Annotated in this window: 15 protein-coding genes; 5 read left to right on the forward strand and 10 right to left on the reverse strand. The window is 68.5% G+C overall.

What is annotated here, in order from left to right; genetic code table 11:
• Positions 1-77: 77 nt before the first annotated feature.
• The 3 genes from F9K34_RS11780 to F9K34_RS11790 are packed head-to-tail and all read right to left on the reverse strand — an operon-like array spanning position 78 to position 2998.
• On the reverse strand, positions 78-746 hold the full coding sequence (locus F9K34_RS11780) for a TadE/TadG family type IV pilus assembly protein (RefSeq protein WP_291337164.1): 669 nt from the start codon (positions 744-746) through the stop codon (positions 78-80).
• 1 nt (position 747) lies between these two features.
• Positions 748-1290: a TadE/TadG family type IV pilus assembly protein gene (locus F9K34_RS11785; RefSeq protein ID WP_291337165.1), complete on the reverse strand. Its 543-nt coding sequence runs from the start codon at positions 1288-1290 to the stop codon at positions 748-750.
• Between the two features lie 13 nt (positions 1291-1303).
• The gene (locus F9K34_RS11790) at positions 1304-2998 is read right to left on the reverse strand and encodes a pilus assembly protein TadG-related protein (RefSeq protein WP_291337166.1); all 1695 of its coding nucleotides are present in this window, start codon (positions 2996-2998) and stop codon (positions 1304-1306) included.
• Between the two features lie 374 nt (positions 2999-3372).
• Between F9K34_RS11790 and F9K34_RS11795 the strand changes: the two genes are divergently transcribed.
• The 4 genes from F9K34_RS11795 to F9K34_RS11810 all read left to right on the forward strand — a co-directional run bounded on the left by F9K34_RS11795 (position 3373) and on the right by F9K34_RS11810 (position 7231).
• Positions 3373-4803, forward strand: coding sequence for a Glu/Leu/Phe/Val family dehydrogenase (locus F9K34_RS11795; protein WP_291337167.1), 1431 nt, complete (start codon positions 3373-3375; stop codon positions 4801-4803).
• Positions 4804-4908: 105 nt separating this feature from the next.
• Positions 4909-5706, forward strand: a complete 798-nt coding sequence (locus F9K34_RS11800) for a crotonase/enoyl-CoA hydratase family protein (protein WP_291337168.1) — start codon at positions 4909-4911, stop codon at positions 5704-5706.
• A 60-nt stretch (positions 5707-5766) separates the two neighbouring features.
• Positions 5767-6690, forward strand: coding sequence for a DMT family transporter (locus tag F9K34_RS11805; protein ID WP_291337169.1), 924 nt, complete (start codon positions 5767-5769; stop codon positions 6688-6690).
• 58 nt (positions 6691-6748) lie between these two features.
• On the forward strand, positions 6749-7231 hold the full coding sequence (locus F9K34_RS11810) for a CAP domain-containing protein (protein WP_291337170.1): 483 nt from the start codon (positions 6749-6751) through the stop codon (positions 7229-7231).
• 6 nt (positions 7232-7237) lie between these two features.
• On the opposite strand, the gene dtd is transcribed toward F9K34_RS11810, so the two are convergent.
• Both dtd and F9K34_RS11820 read right to left on the reverse strand, forming a co-directional pair.
• Positions 7238-7681 carry a D-aminoacyl-tRNA deacylase gene (gene dtd / locus F9K34_RS11815; protein WP_291337171.1) on the reverse strand — a complete coding sequence of 148 codons (444 nt, stop codon included), beginning with the start codon at positions 7679-7681 and terminating at the stop codon, positions 7238-7240.
• Entirely contained in the window at positions 7681-8607 is a 927-nt protein-coding gene (locus F9K34_RS11820) for a carbohydrate kinase family protein (protein WP_291337172.1), read from the reverse strand. The genes dtd and F9K34_RS11820 overlap by 1 nt, the downstream gene beginning before the upstream one ends.
• Before the next feature lie 152 nt (positions 8608-8759).
• On the opposite strand from F9K34_RS11820, the gene F9K34_RS11825 reads away from it, so the two are divergent.
• Positions 8760-9176 (forward strand): Hsp20/alpha crystallin family protein, encoded by a 417-nt coding sequence (locus tag F9K34_RS11825; RefSeq protein WP_291337173.1) that lies wholly within the window; start codon positions 8760-8762, stop codon positions 9174-9176.
• Positions 9177-9188: 12 nt separating this feature from the next.
• On the opposite strand, the gene F9K34_RS11830 is transcribed toward F9K34_RS11825, so the two are convergent.
• From F9K34_RS11830 to F9K34_RS11850, 5 genes are read right to left on the reverse strand one after another with little or no spacing between them, the layout of a single operon-like run.
• On the reverse strand, positions 9189-10328 hold the full coding sequence (locus F9K34_RS11830) for a TFIIB-type zinc finger domain-containing protein (RefSeq protein ID WP_291337174.1): 1140 nt from the start codon (positions 10326-10328) through the stop codon (positions 9189-9191).
• A gap of 11 nt (positions 10329-10339) precedes the next feature.
• Positions 10340-11455, reverse strand: coding sequence for an SPFH domain-containing protein (locus F9K34_RS11835; RefSeq protein WP_291337175.1), 1116 nt, complete (start codon positions 11453-11455; stop codon positions 10340-10342).
• A 15-nt stretch (positions 11456-11470) separates the two neighbouring features.
• Positions 11471-12415 carry a DUF2927 domain-containing protein gene (locus tag F9K34_RS11840; protein WP_291337176.1) on the reverse strand — a complete coding sequence of 315 codons (945 nt, stop codon included), beginning with the start codon at positions 12413-12415 and terminating at the stop codon, positions 11471-11473.
• Positions 12416-12419: 4 nt separating this feature from the next.
• Entirely contained in the window at positions 12420-13601 is a 1182-nt protein-coding gene (locus F9K34_RS11845; protein WP_291337177.1) for a toxic anion resistance protein, read from the reverse strand.
• A gap of 2 nt (positions 13602-13603) precedes the next feature.
• On the reverse strand, positions 13604-14506 hold the full coding sequence (locus F9K34_RS11850) for a 5-bromo-4-chloroindolyl phosphate hydrolysis family protein (protein ID WP_366557887.1): 903 nt from the start codon (positions 14504-14506) through the stop codon (positions 13604-13606).
• Positions 14507-14751: the final 245 nt, after the last annotated feature.

A 14751-nucleotide genomic window follows, 5' to 3' on the forward strand; every position in this document is an offset into this window, starting at 1 on the left:
CCCCTGCGGCGGGCACGAATGTCGATCCCGGGCGCGCGGGGGCGCCCGGGAGGGTCGTTCTCCTCCGTCCGGGCCGGTTACGTGTTGTCCGGATCGATGGTGATGTCGCCGGTATTGTCGTCGCTGACGTTGTCCGACATGTCGACATCGCTGTCGTAGATGCAGGCCGGCAGCGTCACGTTGTCCTGCAGGTCATACTTCACGCAGGAGGTGAAGCGCGGGCGGGTCGTGATGAAGGTCGTGTACCATTGCGCCTTCAGCCCGATGTTGAAGATCGGCTCGTAGGCCATGTTGGTCTCGACGAGGATGACCGAGTCGCCCGAGGGCATCACCGGGATGCGGTCGGCGTCGTTCTGGATGGTCGTGTCGGTCTGGCCGCCCACCGGGCCCGTCGCATAGGACCAGGCGATCTCGTAGCGGTCGTCCACATCGTCCCAGATCACGCTCGACACCCGCACCCAGGTCGGCTTGCGCGAGAAGGTGAGATAGTCGAAGAGCGTGTTGAGCCCGTCGATATAGTCGGAATCGACGGCGTCGTCGGGCTGCACGCGCGAAACCATGTCGGCGATCGTGTAGGCGGCCTTGAGGTTGATGTTCTTCTGCCGGTAGGCGTCGAAGAACTGGAACGAGGCGATATACCACCAGATCAGCCAGGTGGAGGCGATGATCCCCTCGACCGGCATCGAGCCACGGGTCTCGCGGGCGAAGGAGGCGGTGCGCAGGCGCAGACGGGACAGCATGGACATCTCAGCCCCCCACATCGGGTTCGTTGACGAAGGCCGTGGCGGCGACCAGCGCATAGGCGCCGGTGTTGTCGCGCGGCAACTGGAAGCCGAGCCCCGAGGTCGGGAAGATCGGGTCGAACTTGGTGCAGACGCGGATCAGCATCATGTTGTCGCCGACGCCGGTGTCGAATGTCGTGACCGGCTTGATCGGCTCGGCCCGGTCCACGCAGATCGGGCCGGAGGCGAGCGGCTCCCAGGTCTCGGTGCTGACCGGGCGCAGTTCGACGAGGAGCACGTTCATGCAGTCGGGGATCACGCCGGCGCGGTTGCAGACCACGCGCTTGAAGTCATCGTGCGTCGGGTTGTTCCAGTTGCCGAGCCGGAGGTCGCGGACCGACATGTCGAGCGCGCGTTCCAGCATGACGTGGCGCAGCATCAGCGTGCCCATCTCGAGCGACGACATGACGAGGAGCATGAAGAACGGCAGGAAGATGATGAACGGGATCGTCGCCGTCCCGTCCTCCTCCCGGGCCAGGCCGGCGCACCGGGCCCGCAGTCTGTTCAAGAGCCCGGCCATTTCAGTGCGTCAGCCTCAGCTTGTTGATGGAGTTGACGATGCCCGCGAAGGCGTCGTTGATGTCGAGACCTTCCACCGCGTAGTAGCCGGCGTTCTGGCAGGCCTCGAGCAGGTTCTGGCCATCGGTCGGCGCCTCGAAGGCGATGGTGTAGATGCGGACGCCGTTGGCCTTGGCCGCGTCGCAGATATCGAGCGTCATCCCGTCCTTGGCGCTGTTGATGTAGGTGTTGGCCTTGGGGTTCGAGACCGAGCCGGGCCGCCACTGGTTGCGGATGCTGCTGCTGCCATAGGCGCGGTAGATCAACTCGTCGGAGAACCAGTAGATCGACATGTCGCCCCAGACGTCCTGCCAGGTCATCGGGACGGACGACGGCGAGCCGGTCCAGCCGGTGTCGCCCGACTTGTCGCCCCAGGGTTCGCTCCGCCAGGTGTTTTGGGCGAAGATGTAGTACTTGTTCTTCGAGGCATCCCAGAGCGAGTACTGGTACCGAGACCAGTCGTCCGAGGTCGAGCCGTTGGTGCGGTACCACGGGTTGCGGACGAGAAGGCTTTGGCCTTCATCGTAGTAGGGGTTCGAGGTGGTGTTGTTGCGCAGCCGGTATTCGGTCGTGTTTGCACCGTCGGTCATCAGCACGATGATCTTCAGCGCCTCGGTGTCGTCGAAGGCATAGGGCCGGTCGGCGAAGGCGCCCGGCAGGTCGCCGTCGGCGATCATCCCGTCCACGACCGTCTGCATCGAGGGGTCGAGCAGGGCCGAGCCCCATTTCATGCCGATGTCGATCGAGGTGTTGCCCTCTGCCGACAGGTTGTCGATGAAGGTCTTAAGCTGGACGCGGTCGCCCGAGAAGGGCAGGACGTGGCGCTCGGGTTCCGAAGGGCAGTTCGTCAGCGACGGCGGGCTGGCCTTGTAGAACGGGTCGAAGTGGCCATTGCGCTGATAAACGCGCGCACCGCCGATCGAGACAGCCGTCGTGTCGAAGTCGCCCTTCGAGGCCTCGAACTCGATGCAGGTCGAATTCGTGTGCTCGTTGGTTATGTTGAAATAGCCCGCAAGATCGTCGCTGATCGAGGTCTGCGTCGCATAGGGGATGATCGAGATGGAGACCTTGTCCTCCTCGGCCGAGTCGAAGATCTGGTCGACGAAGCTTTTCGCGGCGGGCTTCAGGTTGGTCAGCCGGCTGTTGGAGTTCATCGAGCCCGAGACGTCGAGGATGAGCGAGATCTCGATCTGGCCGACGCTTTCCTCGGCGGTCGAGGATGCGGGCGTGGACAGCGTCTTGACGCCGACGAGCGCCATGAACCAGGTGGGCATTTCCTCGGAGACCGAGATTTCGACCTTGCGGTAGTCGCTGAGCGTGCCCTGCGTGACGATGATGGCATCATCCGCCGGCGGGGTCAGCCCGGCCTTCAGGAAATAGTCCTTCACCACTTCCTTCGGATCGAGCGACTGCTGGAGGTCGGCCGCGGCGAGCGAGGCGCGGTCGATGGTGTTCTGCAGCGTCGTGCGGCGCTCCTCGAAGCGCATGAGATCGAGCGCCACCCCGGCAAGCAGCAGCATCATCACGAAGGCGAAGAGCCCGAATATGATCAGCGAGCCGTCCTCTTCGCGCCGGAAACGGCGAAGGGCCCGGGCGGCCAGTCCCGCGAAGGTCGGCGCGGCCTCGGCCACGGAAACGGATTTTGGGGCAATCATCATCGTCCTTCAACCTTTCCCCAGGGCGGCACCCGGAACGGACTCCCGGAACGCACCGCGCACCGCACTCGTTGTCGTCACGAGATAGGGCAAAAGTTCGGTCGCAGATGCGGCGAAATTGGGGCAGAGGCGCCTGCCTCCCAGGGATTGACCGCGGTTGCGCGCCTTTCCGCCTGCTGTCGGAAGATCGTTGCGACTGGCCAGACAATCGCTTGGGAGTGATTCTCGCTCCGCCATGGGACCGACCGGGTTCGTGCCGGTTCCCTTGCCTTTCCGGCGGGCGCTGCTTACCAAGTGGGCAGAACGCGCGCGGACCTTGGCCAAGGTGACGACGCGCGCCCGGACCGCGCCGGGAATGCCAGCCAGGGAGGACCGCGATGGCCGCCAACGGGGAACCGAGTTTCCGCCAATCCGTCGATCTGATGTTCAACCGCGCGGTCGCGGTGATGGATCTTTCGCCGGGCCTGGAAGAGAAGATCCGGGTCTGCAACTCCACCTACACGGTGCGGTTCGGCGTCCGCCTCCGGGGCGGCATCCATACCTTCACCGGCTACCGCTCCGTGCATTCCGAGCATATGGAACCGGTCAAGGGCGGCATCCGCTATGCGATGAGCGTGAACCAGGACGAGGTGGAGGCGCTCGCCGCGCTGATGACCTACAAGTGCGCCCTCGTCGAGACCCCCTTCGGCGGATCGAAGGGCGGCCTGCGGATCGACCCGCGCGAATGGGACGAGTTCGAGCTGGAGATGATCACCCGGCGCTTCGCCTACGAGCTGATCAAGCGCGACCTCATCAGCCCGGCGCAGAACGTACCCGCCCCCGACATGGGCACCGGCGAGCGCGAGATGGCGTGGATCGTCGACCAGTACCAGCGGATGAACACCACCGACATCAACGGCGCGGCCTGCGTGACCGGCAAGCCGATCAACTCGGGCGGCATCGCGGGCCGGGTGGAAGCAACGGGCCGCGGCGTACAGTTCGCACTGAGGGAATTCTTCCGCCACCCGCATGACATGGCGCGGGCCGGTCTCAAGGGCACGATCGACGGCAAGCGAGTGATCGTGCAGGGCCTCGGCAACGTCGGCTACCACGCGGCGGAGTTCCTCTCGGCCGAGGATGGTGCGCGCATCGTCGGCATCATCGAGCGCGACGGCGCGCTGCACAATCCGAACGGGATGAACGTTCAGGCCGTGCGCGACTGGCTGATCCACCACGGCGGAGTGAAGGGCTGTCCGGAGGGCACCTATGTCGCCGATGGCGCGCTGCTCTTGGAAGAGGCTTGCGACATCCTCATCCCGGCGGCGATGGAGGGCGTGATCCATCTGGGCAACGCGGCCAGGATCAAGGCGCCGCTCATCATCGAGGCCGCGAACGGGCCGATCACGGCCGGCGCGGATGACATCCTCAGGACCCGCGGCGCCGTGATCATCCCGGACCTGTTCGCCAACGCCGGGGGCGTCACCGTCTCCTATTTCGAATGGGTCAAGAACCTCAGCCACATCCGCTTCGGCCGGATGGAGCGGCGCCAGGAGGAGGCGCGCCACCAGCTCCTGGTGGACGAACTGGAACGGCTTTCCTCGGACAAGGGTCTCGGCTGGTCGCTCTCGCCCGACTTCAAGAGCCGCTACCTGCGCGGCGCGGACGAGCTGGAGCTGGTGCGCTCGGGCCTCGACGACACGATGCGGGGCGCCTACCAGTCGATCAGCCAGCTCTGGAACGGCCGGCAGGACGTGACCGACCTCAGGATGGCGGCCTATATCGTGGCCATCGACCGGGTTGCCAAGAGCTACCGTTCGAAGGGGCTCTGAGCCCGCGCGACCCTTGGGCACGCGTCACGTCGACCGTGCCCGCCGGGCGGCGGTGGCCCTGCACCGCCACCGCTGCCATCTTCGCACCGAACGGAGGAAAAGCGCATGACGGCCCTCGACGATCTTCCGCTGACCAACCTCGGCGTGGCCATGGACGCGGATGGCATCGCGACCGTCACGCTGAACCGGGCCGACAAGCGCAACGCGCTGAACGCGGCGACGGTGGAGGAACTGGTCGCGCTCTTCTCGGCCATCCCCAGGGCGGGCGTGCGTGCCGTGGTCCTGCGCGCCGAGGGGAGCCACTTCTGCGCCGGGCTCGATCTGGTGGAGCATCTCAACGCGGACCGCACGCCTGCCGAGTTCATGCAGCTCTGCCTGCGCTGGCACGAGGCCTTCAACAAGATGGAGTATTCCGGCGTGCCGATCATCGCCGCGCTGAAGGGCGCGGTCGTCGGAGGCGGGCTGGAACTCGCCTCGGCCGTGCACATCCGGGTGGCCGACGCCACCACCTACTTCGCGCTGCCCGAGGGGCAGCGGGGGCTCTTCACCGGCGGCGGTGCCACGATCCGGGTCGCGGACCTGGTCGGCAAGGCACGGATGATCGACATGATGCTGACGGGGCGCATCTACAAGGGCGCGGAGGCGGTCTCGGTCGGTCTCTGCCAGTACCTTGTGGACGACAGCGAGGCCAAGGCGATGGAGATCGCACGCGCGGTCGCGGCAAATACGCCGCTCGCGAACTTCGCCGTCTGCTCCGCCATAAGCCACATGCAGAACATGTCGGCGCTCGATGCGGCCTATGCCGAATCCATGGTGGCGGGTATCGTCAACACCCAGGCCCAGGCGCGGGGACGGCTCGCCGCCTTCGCCGACAAGACCGGGGCGCGGGTCCGCCCGGACTGACGTTTCGGCTTGTGGGGGCCTGGGCTTTCCGCCTTTCTGGCGACCGGAAGGGAGGGGCAGATGAACCCCTTGCGCGGCATTCTCCTGAAACTCGCCTCGGTGGCGGTGTTCATGGCCATGGCGAGCCTGATCAAGGCCGCCTCTGACAACGTGCCGCCGGGCCAGGCGGTGTTCTTCCGCTCGGCGTTCGCGGTGCCGGTGATCCTCGTATGGCTGATCGCGTCGCGCGGCCTCCGGGCGGGGCTGGTCACCGCAAACCCCTTGGGCCATTTCTGGCGCGGGCTGATGGGAACGGCGGCCATGGGGTTCGGCTTTGCCGGTCTCGGCCTCCTGCCGCTGCCCGAGGTGACGGCGATCGGCTACGCCGCGCCGCTCCTGACCGTCGTCTTCGCGGCGATGTTCCTCGGCGAGACGGTGCGCGCCTTCCGTATCTTCGCGGTCGCCCTCGGGCTCGCCGGCGTGCTCGTCGTGCTCTCGCCCAGGCTGACCGCGCTCCGGACCGGCCAGATCGGCGCGGAGGAGGCGCTGGGCGCCATCGTCGTCCTCGTCGGCGCGGTCTTCTCCGCGCTCGCGCAGGTCTTCGTCCGCAAGCTCGTGACCGAGGAGAAGACCTCGGCCATCGTCTTCTACTTCTCGGTCAACTCCGCGCTCCTGTCGCTCGTCACGCTGCCCTTCGGCTGGGCGGTGCCGGATGCGAAGGCGGCGGCGATGCTGGTCACGGCCGGGCTTCTCGGCGGGATCGGCCAGGTCCTCCTGACCTCGTCCTACCGCAACGCGGATGCCTCCGTCGTCGCGCCCTTCGAGTACGCCTCGATGCTCATGGCGCTCGGCGTCGGCTACTTCGTCTTCGGCGAGGCGCCCGGGCTTGCCGTGCTTGGCGGCGCGGCCCTCGTCGTCGTCGCGGGCATTCTGATCATCTGGCGCGAGGGGCGCCTGGGGCTCGAGCGCAACCGCCAGCGCAAGTCGATGACACCTCAGGGTTGATCGCGGCCCGCGCCTCCGGCAGTCTGCGGCGCAGACAGCCTTCGCAGGAGCGCATCGGATGAAAGCCCTTTTCGCCGCTTTGGCCCTCGGCGCCGCCGTCGCGGCGGGGTCCGCCGAGGCCGCCGGCTGCGGCCGTCCCGTCGGCGAGGCGGCCGAGGTCGAGGCGCTTGCCGCCGCGATCAACCGGTTCCGCTCCGATCAGGGCCTGCGCCCGCTCGCCATCGCGCCGCAACTGACGCGCGCGGCGGGCGACCACGCCTGCGCCATGGTGGCGCGAAACAAGTTCAGCCACACCCTCGGAGGCAGCGCCAAGGCGCGGATGCACAAGGCCGGATGCAGCGCGCGGCTTGTCGGGGAGAACATCGCGATGGGCTACGGCCAGGGCGCGCAGGTCTTCCGCCAGTGGCTTGAGTCGCCCGGCCACCGCAAGGTCATGGCGCTGAAGGGCGTCGCGGTCATGGGCATCGGCGTCGCGGCGCCCGGGCCGGGGCAGGGTGGCGGCCCGCGCTGGGTGCTGCAGGTCGCAGCCCCCTGCCGCTGAGCGGCCTCAGCCGTCGGTGTCGAGCCAGATCGTCACCGGCCCCTGGTTCACCAGCGCCACGTCCATGTCGGCGCCGAACTCGCCGTTCGCGACGCGAATCCCCTCGGACCGGAGGCGGTCGGAGAAATACGCGTAGAGCCGCTCGCCCTCTGCCGGCTGCGCGGCCGTGGAAAACCCCGGACGGTTGCCGCGCGAGGTGTCGGCGGCGAGCGTGAACTGGCTGACCACCAGCGCGGCGCCGCCGGTATCGAGGAGCGCGCGGTTCATCTTGCCCTCGGCGTCGCGGAAGATCCTCAGCCGCGCGATCTTGCGCGCGAGGGTGTCGGCTTCGGCCTCGCCGTCGCCCTGCATCGCGCAGACAAGGATGAGAAGCCCCTCGCCGATCGCGCCGGTCTCGCGGCCCGCGACAGTCACCCGCGCCTCGCGCACCCGTTGGACGAGCGCGCGCATCAGGCCAGTTCCCTCGCCCAGGGCGGGTTCGCGCCGGCGCGCGAGACGGTGACGGCCGCCGCCCGGGTGCCAAGGTTGAGGGCGGCGCGGAGCGCGTCCTCGGAAAGCGCCGCCACGCCGGCCCTGGTCAGCGCGCCGGCCGAGTGCAGCGCCGCGAGGACGCCGGCATTGAACGTGTCACCCGCCCCCACGGTATCGACCACCTCCACCCGCCGCGCCGGCACGAAGACCGAATGCGCCGCGGTGAAACCGTGCGCCCCGGCGGCGCCTTCGGTCACGAAGACCGCCTTCGGCCCCTGCGCCAGGACCGCCTCGGCCCCGGCGGTAAGCCCATGGCCGCCGACCAGCCACCGCAGGTCCTCGTCCGACAGCTTCACGATGTCGGCGAGCGCGATCATCCGGCCGATCCGAGCGCGATAGGCCGCCTCGTCGGCGATGAACGAGGGGCGGATGTTCGGGTCGAGCATCATCACCCGCCCCGATCCCGCCTCGCGTTCCATCAGCGCCTGGTAGGTCGCGCCGCCCGGCTCCACCATCAGGCTGATGCCGCCGAAGAAGAGCGCCTCGACGGTTTCCGGCAGGGCCGGCAGGTCGGCGGGGCGGATCGTTCGCCCGGCCGTGTGCTCGTCGTAGAAGGCATAGCTCGCCTGCCCGTCCCGCAGCGTGACGAAGGCGAGCGTGGTCGGGCGGGCGGAGCGGATCAGGAACGCCGTGTCGACGCCCGAGGCTTCCAGCGCGCCGGTCAGCATCTGCCCGAAGAGGTCGGTCGAGATGCCGGAGAGAAAGCCCGAGGGCGCGCCGAGCCGCCCGAGCGCGATCGCGGTGTTGAAGACGGCGCCGCCGGGGTAGGGGGCGAAGGCGTCCTCGCCCGCCTCGGTCCGCCGGGGCAGCATGTCGATCAGCGCCTCGCCGCAACTCAGGATCATCCCGCCCCTCCGTTAGCGTAAACGGCACTGCCATAACCGAGTGGGGTCCGCCCCGCAACGGGCAAGCGCGCATTGATGCGCGTCAGGGACGACTCGCCGCCCCCACGGCATGTTCACGGACGTTCCCGCAACCGTTTCGCAGGAGAATCATCATGGTCGAGAAAACCCCCGCAAGCGCCTTCTGGCCCTCGTTCTACGAACCCTTCCGCCACTTCGGCGCGCGCCTGTCCGAATGGCTGGCACCGGCCTCCGAGGCCTCCTCCGACGACACGTCCTACCGGATCGCGATCGAGCTTCCCGGGGTGGAGGAGAAGGACATCGAGGTCACCGTCGACGAGGGCATGGTGACGGTGAAGGGCGAGAAGAAGGAGAGCCGCGAGGAGAAGGGCGACACCTGGTATTTCAGCGAACGCCAGTTCGGCAGCTTCAGCCGAACGTTCCGTCTGCCGGCCGACGCCGACCAGGGCAAGGTCAGCGCCGACCTGAAGGCCGGCGTGCTGACGCTTACGGTCGCCCGCGCCGCGCCCGAGGCGGCGAAGTCGCGCAAGGTGCCGATCGGCAAGAGCTGACGGCGGCGCCGGTCAGTAAGCGGACCGGAGGTCGATCCAGCCCTGCTGGTCGGCGTATTGCAGGCCGAGAGCGATGGCGGCGGCCAGGAGTGCTCCGAGGATCACCGCGGCGGCGATCTTCCACGCCGACCAGGGTCGTTCGCCCGCGACCGACCCGGTCTGTCCGTTGACGACGAAGCGATAGCTGCGGCCCCGGTAGCGGTAGGCGGCGGTCCAGACAGGCAGGAGGATGTGCTTGAAGGTCACCGAAGAGATCTCGGTCCGGATCTGCTGGATTTCCTGCCGGTCGCCGCCGATGTCGAAGCGCACGTCGCGCTCGATCATCCGGTCCATGTGGGCGCGGGCCTCGGCCATGCCTTCCTCCAGCCCGACGGTATAGCCCTCAGCCCGGAAGCCCGCGAGGAACTCGGGCGCATAGGGCTGGAGCCGCGTCAGGTCCCAGGGCTGCAGCGCCTGCGTGTGGCCCTCGGGAAGGGAGCGCGCGGCGAGGACGAGCACGTCGTCGAAGAACCGCGCCACCCGGCCGGAGACCGGGGTCCAGCGGACGTGCGCCACCTGCCGGTCCTGCCAGTGCACGGCGCCCTTCGCGTCGCGGACCTGCACGCGCTGGGTCTCGTAGTAGACGATGCCGCGCCGTCCGGCGTAGCTTGAGCGCGTGTCGGCATCGAAGGTCCAGTAGGGGACGTAGATCCCGTCGAGCGCGCGGCCCTTGCGGGCGTAGTCCCGAAGCCCCGAGGGCGCGAACCAGAGCGAGCCGAGCCAATCGGTCATCGCGCGGCGCGCCTCCGTCTCGGTCAGCACAAACGGGGCGACGCCCTTCGGCTTGATGTGCCGGCTTTCCCCGGTGTCGGCGACGACCGGGGTGGCGCAGAACGGGCATTCGGCGGAATGCACCGCGGGGTCGAACTGCACCTCGGCCCCGCAGTTGGGGCATTTCGAATAGCGTGAAACCTCGACCTCGGTGTCGGGCAGCGCCGCCTCGACGCCCGCGCGGAAGTCGGTCTCGGGAATCGGCTGATGTCCGCGCGCCCCCTCGGCGACTGTTTCGGAGTGGCCGCAGTGGTCGCAGACGAGACGGCCCTCTCCCGGCGCGAAGCGCAGGTCGGCCCCGCAGCGGGGGCAGGGGAAGCGGTGTTCCTCGGCCGGCGTCATGGGCGCAGGGCTCAGGTCCCCGAAGGCGGAACGGGTGGCGGCGGCGGCATCACGGTGAAGAGCTGGGCGAGTTCGGCGATCTCGCCCGCCGGTTTCCAGCCGTCCTGGCCGGGGGCCCAGACGAGCGTTTCGCGGGTGAGACTTCCGTCATGGACGAGCCGGCCGAGATGGCCGCGGCCATAGGGCCCCTCGACGGCGCCCGAGCGCGCTAGGTGCCAGACCTTCTCGACCGGAGGCGGGGGCGGCGGAACCTGCGCGGCCGACGCGGCTGGCGCGGCCCCCCAGGGCCCCATCTGGGTCCCCATCGCCATGCCGATCCCGGCGCCGACGCCCGCGCCCATGACCGAGCCGGCCGACCCGTCGCCGCGCCCCAGCGCCTCGGCGGCGGAATACTGCATGAACCGGCCGAGGTCGCCCACGATTCCCATCGAGGTCCGCTTGTCGAGCGCCGCTTCGACGGCTTCCGGCAGGCTGATGTTCTCGATGTAGAATTCCGGAATCTCGAGCCCGTAGGCCGCGACCGCGGGCGCGATGGCGCGGGCGACGATCTTGCCCAGATCGCCCGTGTTCGCCGCCATGTCCAGCACCGGGATGCCCGAGGATGCGATGACCCGGCTGAACTCCTGCACGATGATGTTGCGGATCTGGAAGCTGATCTCGTCGGCGGTGAATTCGCCATCCGTTCCAACGATCTGCGAGAGGAACTTCGCAGGATCCGAGACCCGCATCACATAGGTGCCGTAGGCCCTGAGCCGCACCGGCCCGAATTCTTGGTCGCGGGCGATGATCGGGTTCTTCGTGCCCCATTTCTGGTCGGTGAAGCGGGTCGTGCTGACGAAGTAGATCTCCGACTTGAAGGGCGATCGGAAGCCATGGTCCCAGTGCTGGAGTGTGGTCAGGATCGGCATGTTGTTGGTCTCGAGCATGTAGAGACCGGGGGTGAAGACGTCGGCGATCTGGCCCTCGTGGACGAAGACTGCCGCCTGCCCCTCGCGCACCGTCAGCTTGGCGCCGTACTTGATCGCATGGCCCTCGCGCTCGAACCGCCAGACCATCGTGTCGCGCGTGTCGTCGACCCAGTGGATGACGTCGATGAATTCGCCGGTGAGAAAGTCGAGAATACCCATGGTCACCTCCTGATCCTAGCTTTCGCCGGGCACGAGCTCGGCCGCCATCGCCTCGACGATGGGCCGCGCCTCGGCCAGCGTCATTCCCGGCCTCAGCCGGGGGTCGTAGAGCATCTTCAGCATCAGCTCGTCTTGCCGCGTCAGCAACGCGAATTCCTCGTTGTCGTTGAAGATCGAGGGCCGCGCGCGGGGCCAGTCGTTGACGAGGCCGAGGCTCTGGGCCAGTTCCTCGTGGATGCAGGCGAGCCTGAGCCGCTCCGGCAGTTCGCCCCGGATCACCGTCAGCGCCCGAGAATAGGTCGCGCTCTTGCCTGCGGTGAAGGCGAAGACGGTGCAGTAGGTCTCGGCCGGCATCTCGACGACGGAGCGGACGGCGGCCTCGCCTGTCGCGGGCGCCAGCACGGCGATCCGCGTCGCCGCGGCGGCGCGTTCGTCGCTGTTGAGGATCAGGACGGTATGATTGGCCCGCCATCCCGTCATCCTCATGGGAAGGCCGGTCAGTGCGGAAAGCCGTGCGACATAGCCCGCCACCGACGCGCGGTCGGCCGCGCGCTGGGTCGCGGGAACCGAGGCGCCGAATTCGACGGTGACGCGCACCGGTTCCTCCCAGCGGTGCAGCCGGTTTTCCGAGGACGCCGCCACGAGCCGCCCGCCGCGTTCGGAGAATTCGTCGTAGAAGGCGATGCGGATGAAGTTCTCAGCGAGATCGCGGGCGGTGAAGGGCGTATCGGCACCGCCGCCGTCCGTGCGCAGGAGATCCTGTGCCAGGTAGTTCGCCTCGACCCGGGCGTAATAGGTCCGGGCCACCTCGGTCGCGGCACTGGGTGCGGCGACGGCGGGCTCCGGCGGAGCCACGTCCCGCGGCGGGGCGGGGGCGGACGGGGCAAGCGTCACCGGCTCGCACCCCGCGAGCGCCGCGAGGAGAAGGAAGGGCAACAGGAACCGCAAGGCGGGCTGCATGATCTCAGACGCTGGTCCCGAGGGTGGTGCCCGTGCCGGTCGTCCGCGCCTTCGCGGCGGCGAGCGTCTCGCGCAGGTCCGCCTCCATCTTCTTCAGCTCCGCCTCCGCCGCCGCCCGCTTGCGCTTGCCCTCGTCGGCGATGCGCAGGGAATCCTCGATGGTGCCGATCAGTTCCGCGTTCGCGGTCTTCACCGCCTCGATGTCGAACACGCCGCGCTCCATCTCTGTCCGAACGATTTCATTGGCTTGCCGAAGGTTCTTCGCGTTGGCTGTGAGAAGTTCGTTGGTCAGGTCACCGGCCTCGCGCACCGCCGAGGCGGCTTCGGACGACCGCTGGATGGTGACCGCCTGCGCCAGCTGCGTTTCCCAGAGCGGCACGGTGTTGACGAGCGTCGAGTTGATCTTCGTGACCAGGCTCTTGTCGTTCTCCTGCACCAGCCGGATCGAGGGCAGCGACTGCATCGTCACCTGCCGGGTCAGCTTCAGGTCGTGCACCCGCCGTTCCAGGTCGTCGCGGGCGGAGCGGAGGTCGCGCAGTTCCTGCGCCGCCATCACCTTGCGGTCCTCCGCCGCGGCATCCACCGCCGCGGCCCTTGCCGGAATGTCGGTCGCATCCAGCTCCGAGAGCTTCGCCTCGCCAGCCGCGATGTAGAGCGCGAGTTCGTCGTAGAAGTTCAGCGTCTTCTCGTAAAGTATGTCCAGGGACTTGATGTCCTTGAGCAATTTGTGTTCGTGGCCGAGCAGGTCGCCGGTGATCCTGTCGATCTGGCCCTGCACCTCTTCGAACCGCGCCAGGAAATTCGCGAAGGGTGCGGTGCGGCCGAGGAGCCTTTCCCACCAGGACAGCTTCCGCCGCACGTCGAGCTCCGAGACGGAGAAGCCGCGGATCGTGGTGACGATGGCGCGCAGGCTGTCGCCCGCCGGTCCCACGTCCTTGTTGCGCACGTCGGCCAGCATCGCCTGGCTGATCTGCTGCAACTCGCCCTGTGCCGCCGAGCCGAAGTTGACGATAGAGCCGGTGTCGGTCATGTCGAGTTCCGCGACCCGCTTGCGGATTTCCTCGGCCAGGGGTGCAGGCGCCTTGTCGAGCGGCACCACTTCGCCCCCGGGTTCCGGCAGAATCACCGCGGTCACTTCCTCGACGGCGGCAAGGGCACGGGTGGCATCTTCACGGACGCTGGACATGGTCACTCTCCACGGGTGGCTGGGGCTGGGTCGGCAAGGCGCACGCCCTCGCGCTTCAGGCGGTCGCGCAGGACCGCGATCTCGATGTCGAGGTCGGTCCGGTTGTCCTCGAGAAGCGCGGTCGTGCGGCGGGCGAAGGTCGTTTCGAGGTCGTCGAGCAAGGCCTCGTAGTCGGCGCGCGCGGCGGGGTCGTGCGACCGCGCCCAGAGGTCGGCGAACTTGATCGTCGCGTCGCGCGCGCCCATGAGATAGACGCCGAGCCAGCGGCGCGCCGCCGTCAGGTCGCGGGGGTCTTCCTCCACCGTGCGGAAGAGGGCGCGGGCGGTTATGGCGAAGCGTTCGACGCGCGCCACGATCGTCCGGTCGCGGGTGCGTTCGGCCGCCGCGTGCATCTCGGTCAGGTGACCTTCGCCTTCGGCCACGATGCGCGCCACGCGGTCCTGCTGGAAAGGATCGAGTCCCGCCATGCCCTTGTCGCTGAGAGGGTCGGCGCCGAAGGCGAGGTGGTGCAGCGCCGCGCCGATCGAGCCGAGCAGAAGCGGACCGATCAGGTCCGCCCCGCCCCAGCCGCCGAGGAAGAGTCCGATCCCGGTCAGGGCGGAGCCCGCGATCTTGCGCGGGAAGGCGGGACGGCGGGCGGAGCGGCGGGCGGCGAAGGCTTCGGCCGCACGGACGCCCTCGCGCGTCAGCCAGGCGGCCGCCACGAGCAGGGCGAAGGCCGCGAGGTTGCGGGCGAGACCGGTCGGGTCCTGGAAGAAGGCCTTGAGCGCGAAGGGAGTGGCCGCCGCGAAAAGCCAGCCTGTCCGCCGCTCCGCCCGGCTCGGCGGCAGCTTTTCCGGCGGCGCGGGAACATCGACGCCCTGCGGCGTCGGGCTGAACCTGCCGCCGAACCGTTCCGCCATCATGCGCCCCCGATCCTCATGCCCCGCCTGTCAGCGCGACGTAGAGCGTCAGCGCCAGAAGGAGATTGAAAGCGAGGCGCTGCAACCCGGATTCCGTCATCCGTTACCCCCGACCATACGCAAAACAGACTGGCACGGCGCAGCGGGAATGTCCAAGGGCCGAAGACGGTTCCCGGGCGTCGCGGCGGCGGGTCGCCGCGGCTCGGGCAGGTGGCGTCAACCCCGTGCGCGCGGCTTCGGTCCCGGTC

Origin of the sequence: Albidovulum sp. (assembly GCF_008933605.1) — a bacterium.
In the GTDB taxonomy this organism is placed as follows: Bacteria; Pseudomonadota; Alphaproteobacteria; order Rhodobacterales; family Rhodobacteraceae; genus Albidovulum.

Coding starts and splice junctions, on each gene's coding strand:
- F9K34_RS11795 (WP_291337167.1), top strand. CDS start 3,373: ATGGCCGCCAACGGGGAACCGAGTTTCCGCCAATCCGTCGATCTGATG.
- dtd (WP_291337171.1), bottom strand. CDS start 7,681: ATGCGCGCGCTCGTCCAACGGGTGCGCGAGGCGCGGGTGACTGTCGCG.
- F9K34_RS11830 (WP_291337174.1), bottom strand. CDS start 10,328: ATGACGCCGGCCGAGGAACACCGCTTCCCCTGCCCCCGCTGCGGGGCC.
- F9K34_RS11790 (WP_291337166.1), bottom strand. CDS start 2,998: ATGATGATTGCCCCAAAATCCGTTTCCGTGGCCGAGGCCGCGCCGACC.
- F9K34_RS11825 (WP_291337173.1), top strand. CDS start 8,760: ATGGTCGAGAAAACCCCCGCAAGCGCCTTCTGGCCCTCGTTCTACGAA.
- F9K34_RS11810 (WP_291337170.1), top strand. CDS start 6,749: ATGAAAGCCCTTTTCGCCGCTTTGGCCCTCGGCGCCGCCGTCGCGGCG.
- F9K34_RS11800 (WP_291337168.1), top strand. CDS start 4,909: ATGACGGCCCTCGACGATCTTCCGCTGACCAACCTCGGCGTGGCCATG.
- F9K34_RS11845 (WP_291337177.1), bottom strand. CDS start 13,601: ATGTCCAGCGTCCGTGAAGATGCCACCCGTGCCCTTGCCGCCGTCGAG.
- F9K34_RS11850 (WP_366557887.1), bottom strand. CDS start 14,506: ATGATGGCGGAACGGTTCGGCGGCAGGTTCAGCCCGACGCCGCAGGGC.
- F9K34_RS11820 (WP_291337172.1), bottom strand. CDS start 8,607: ATGATCCTGAGTTGCGGCGAGGCGCTGATCGACATGCTGCCCCGGCGG.
- F9K34_RS11835 (WP_291337175.1), bottom strand. CDS start 11,455: ATGGGTATTCTCGACTTTCTCACCGGCGAATTCATCGACGTCATCCAC.
- F9K34_RS11840 (WP_291337176.1), bottom strand. CDS start 12,415: ATGCAGCCCGCCTTGCGGTTCCTGTTGCCCTTCCTTCTCCTCGCGGCG.
- F9K34_RS11805 (WP_291337169.1), top strand. CDS start 5,767: ATGAACCCCTTGCGCGGCATTCTCCTGAAACTCGCCTCGGTGGCGGTG.
- F9K34_RS11780 (WP_291337164.1), bottom strand. CDS start 746: ATGTCCATGCTGTCCCGTCTGCGCCTGCGCACCGCCTCCTTCGCCCGC.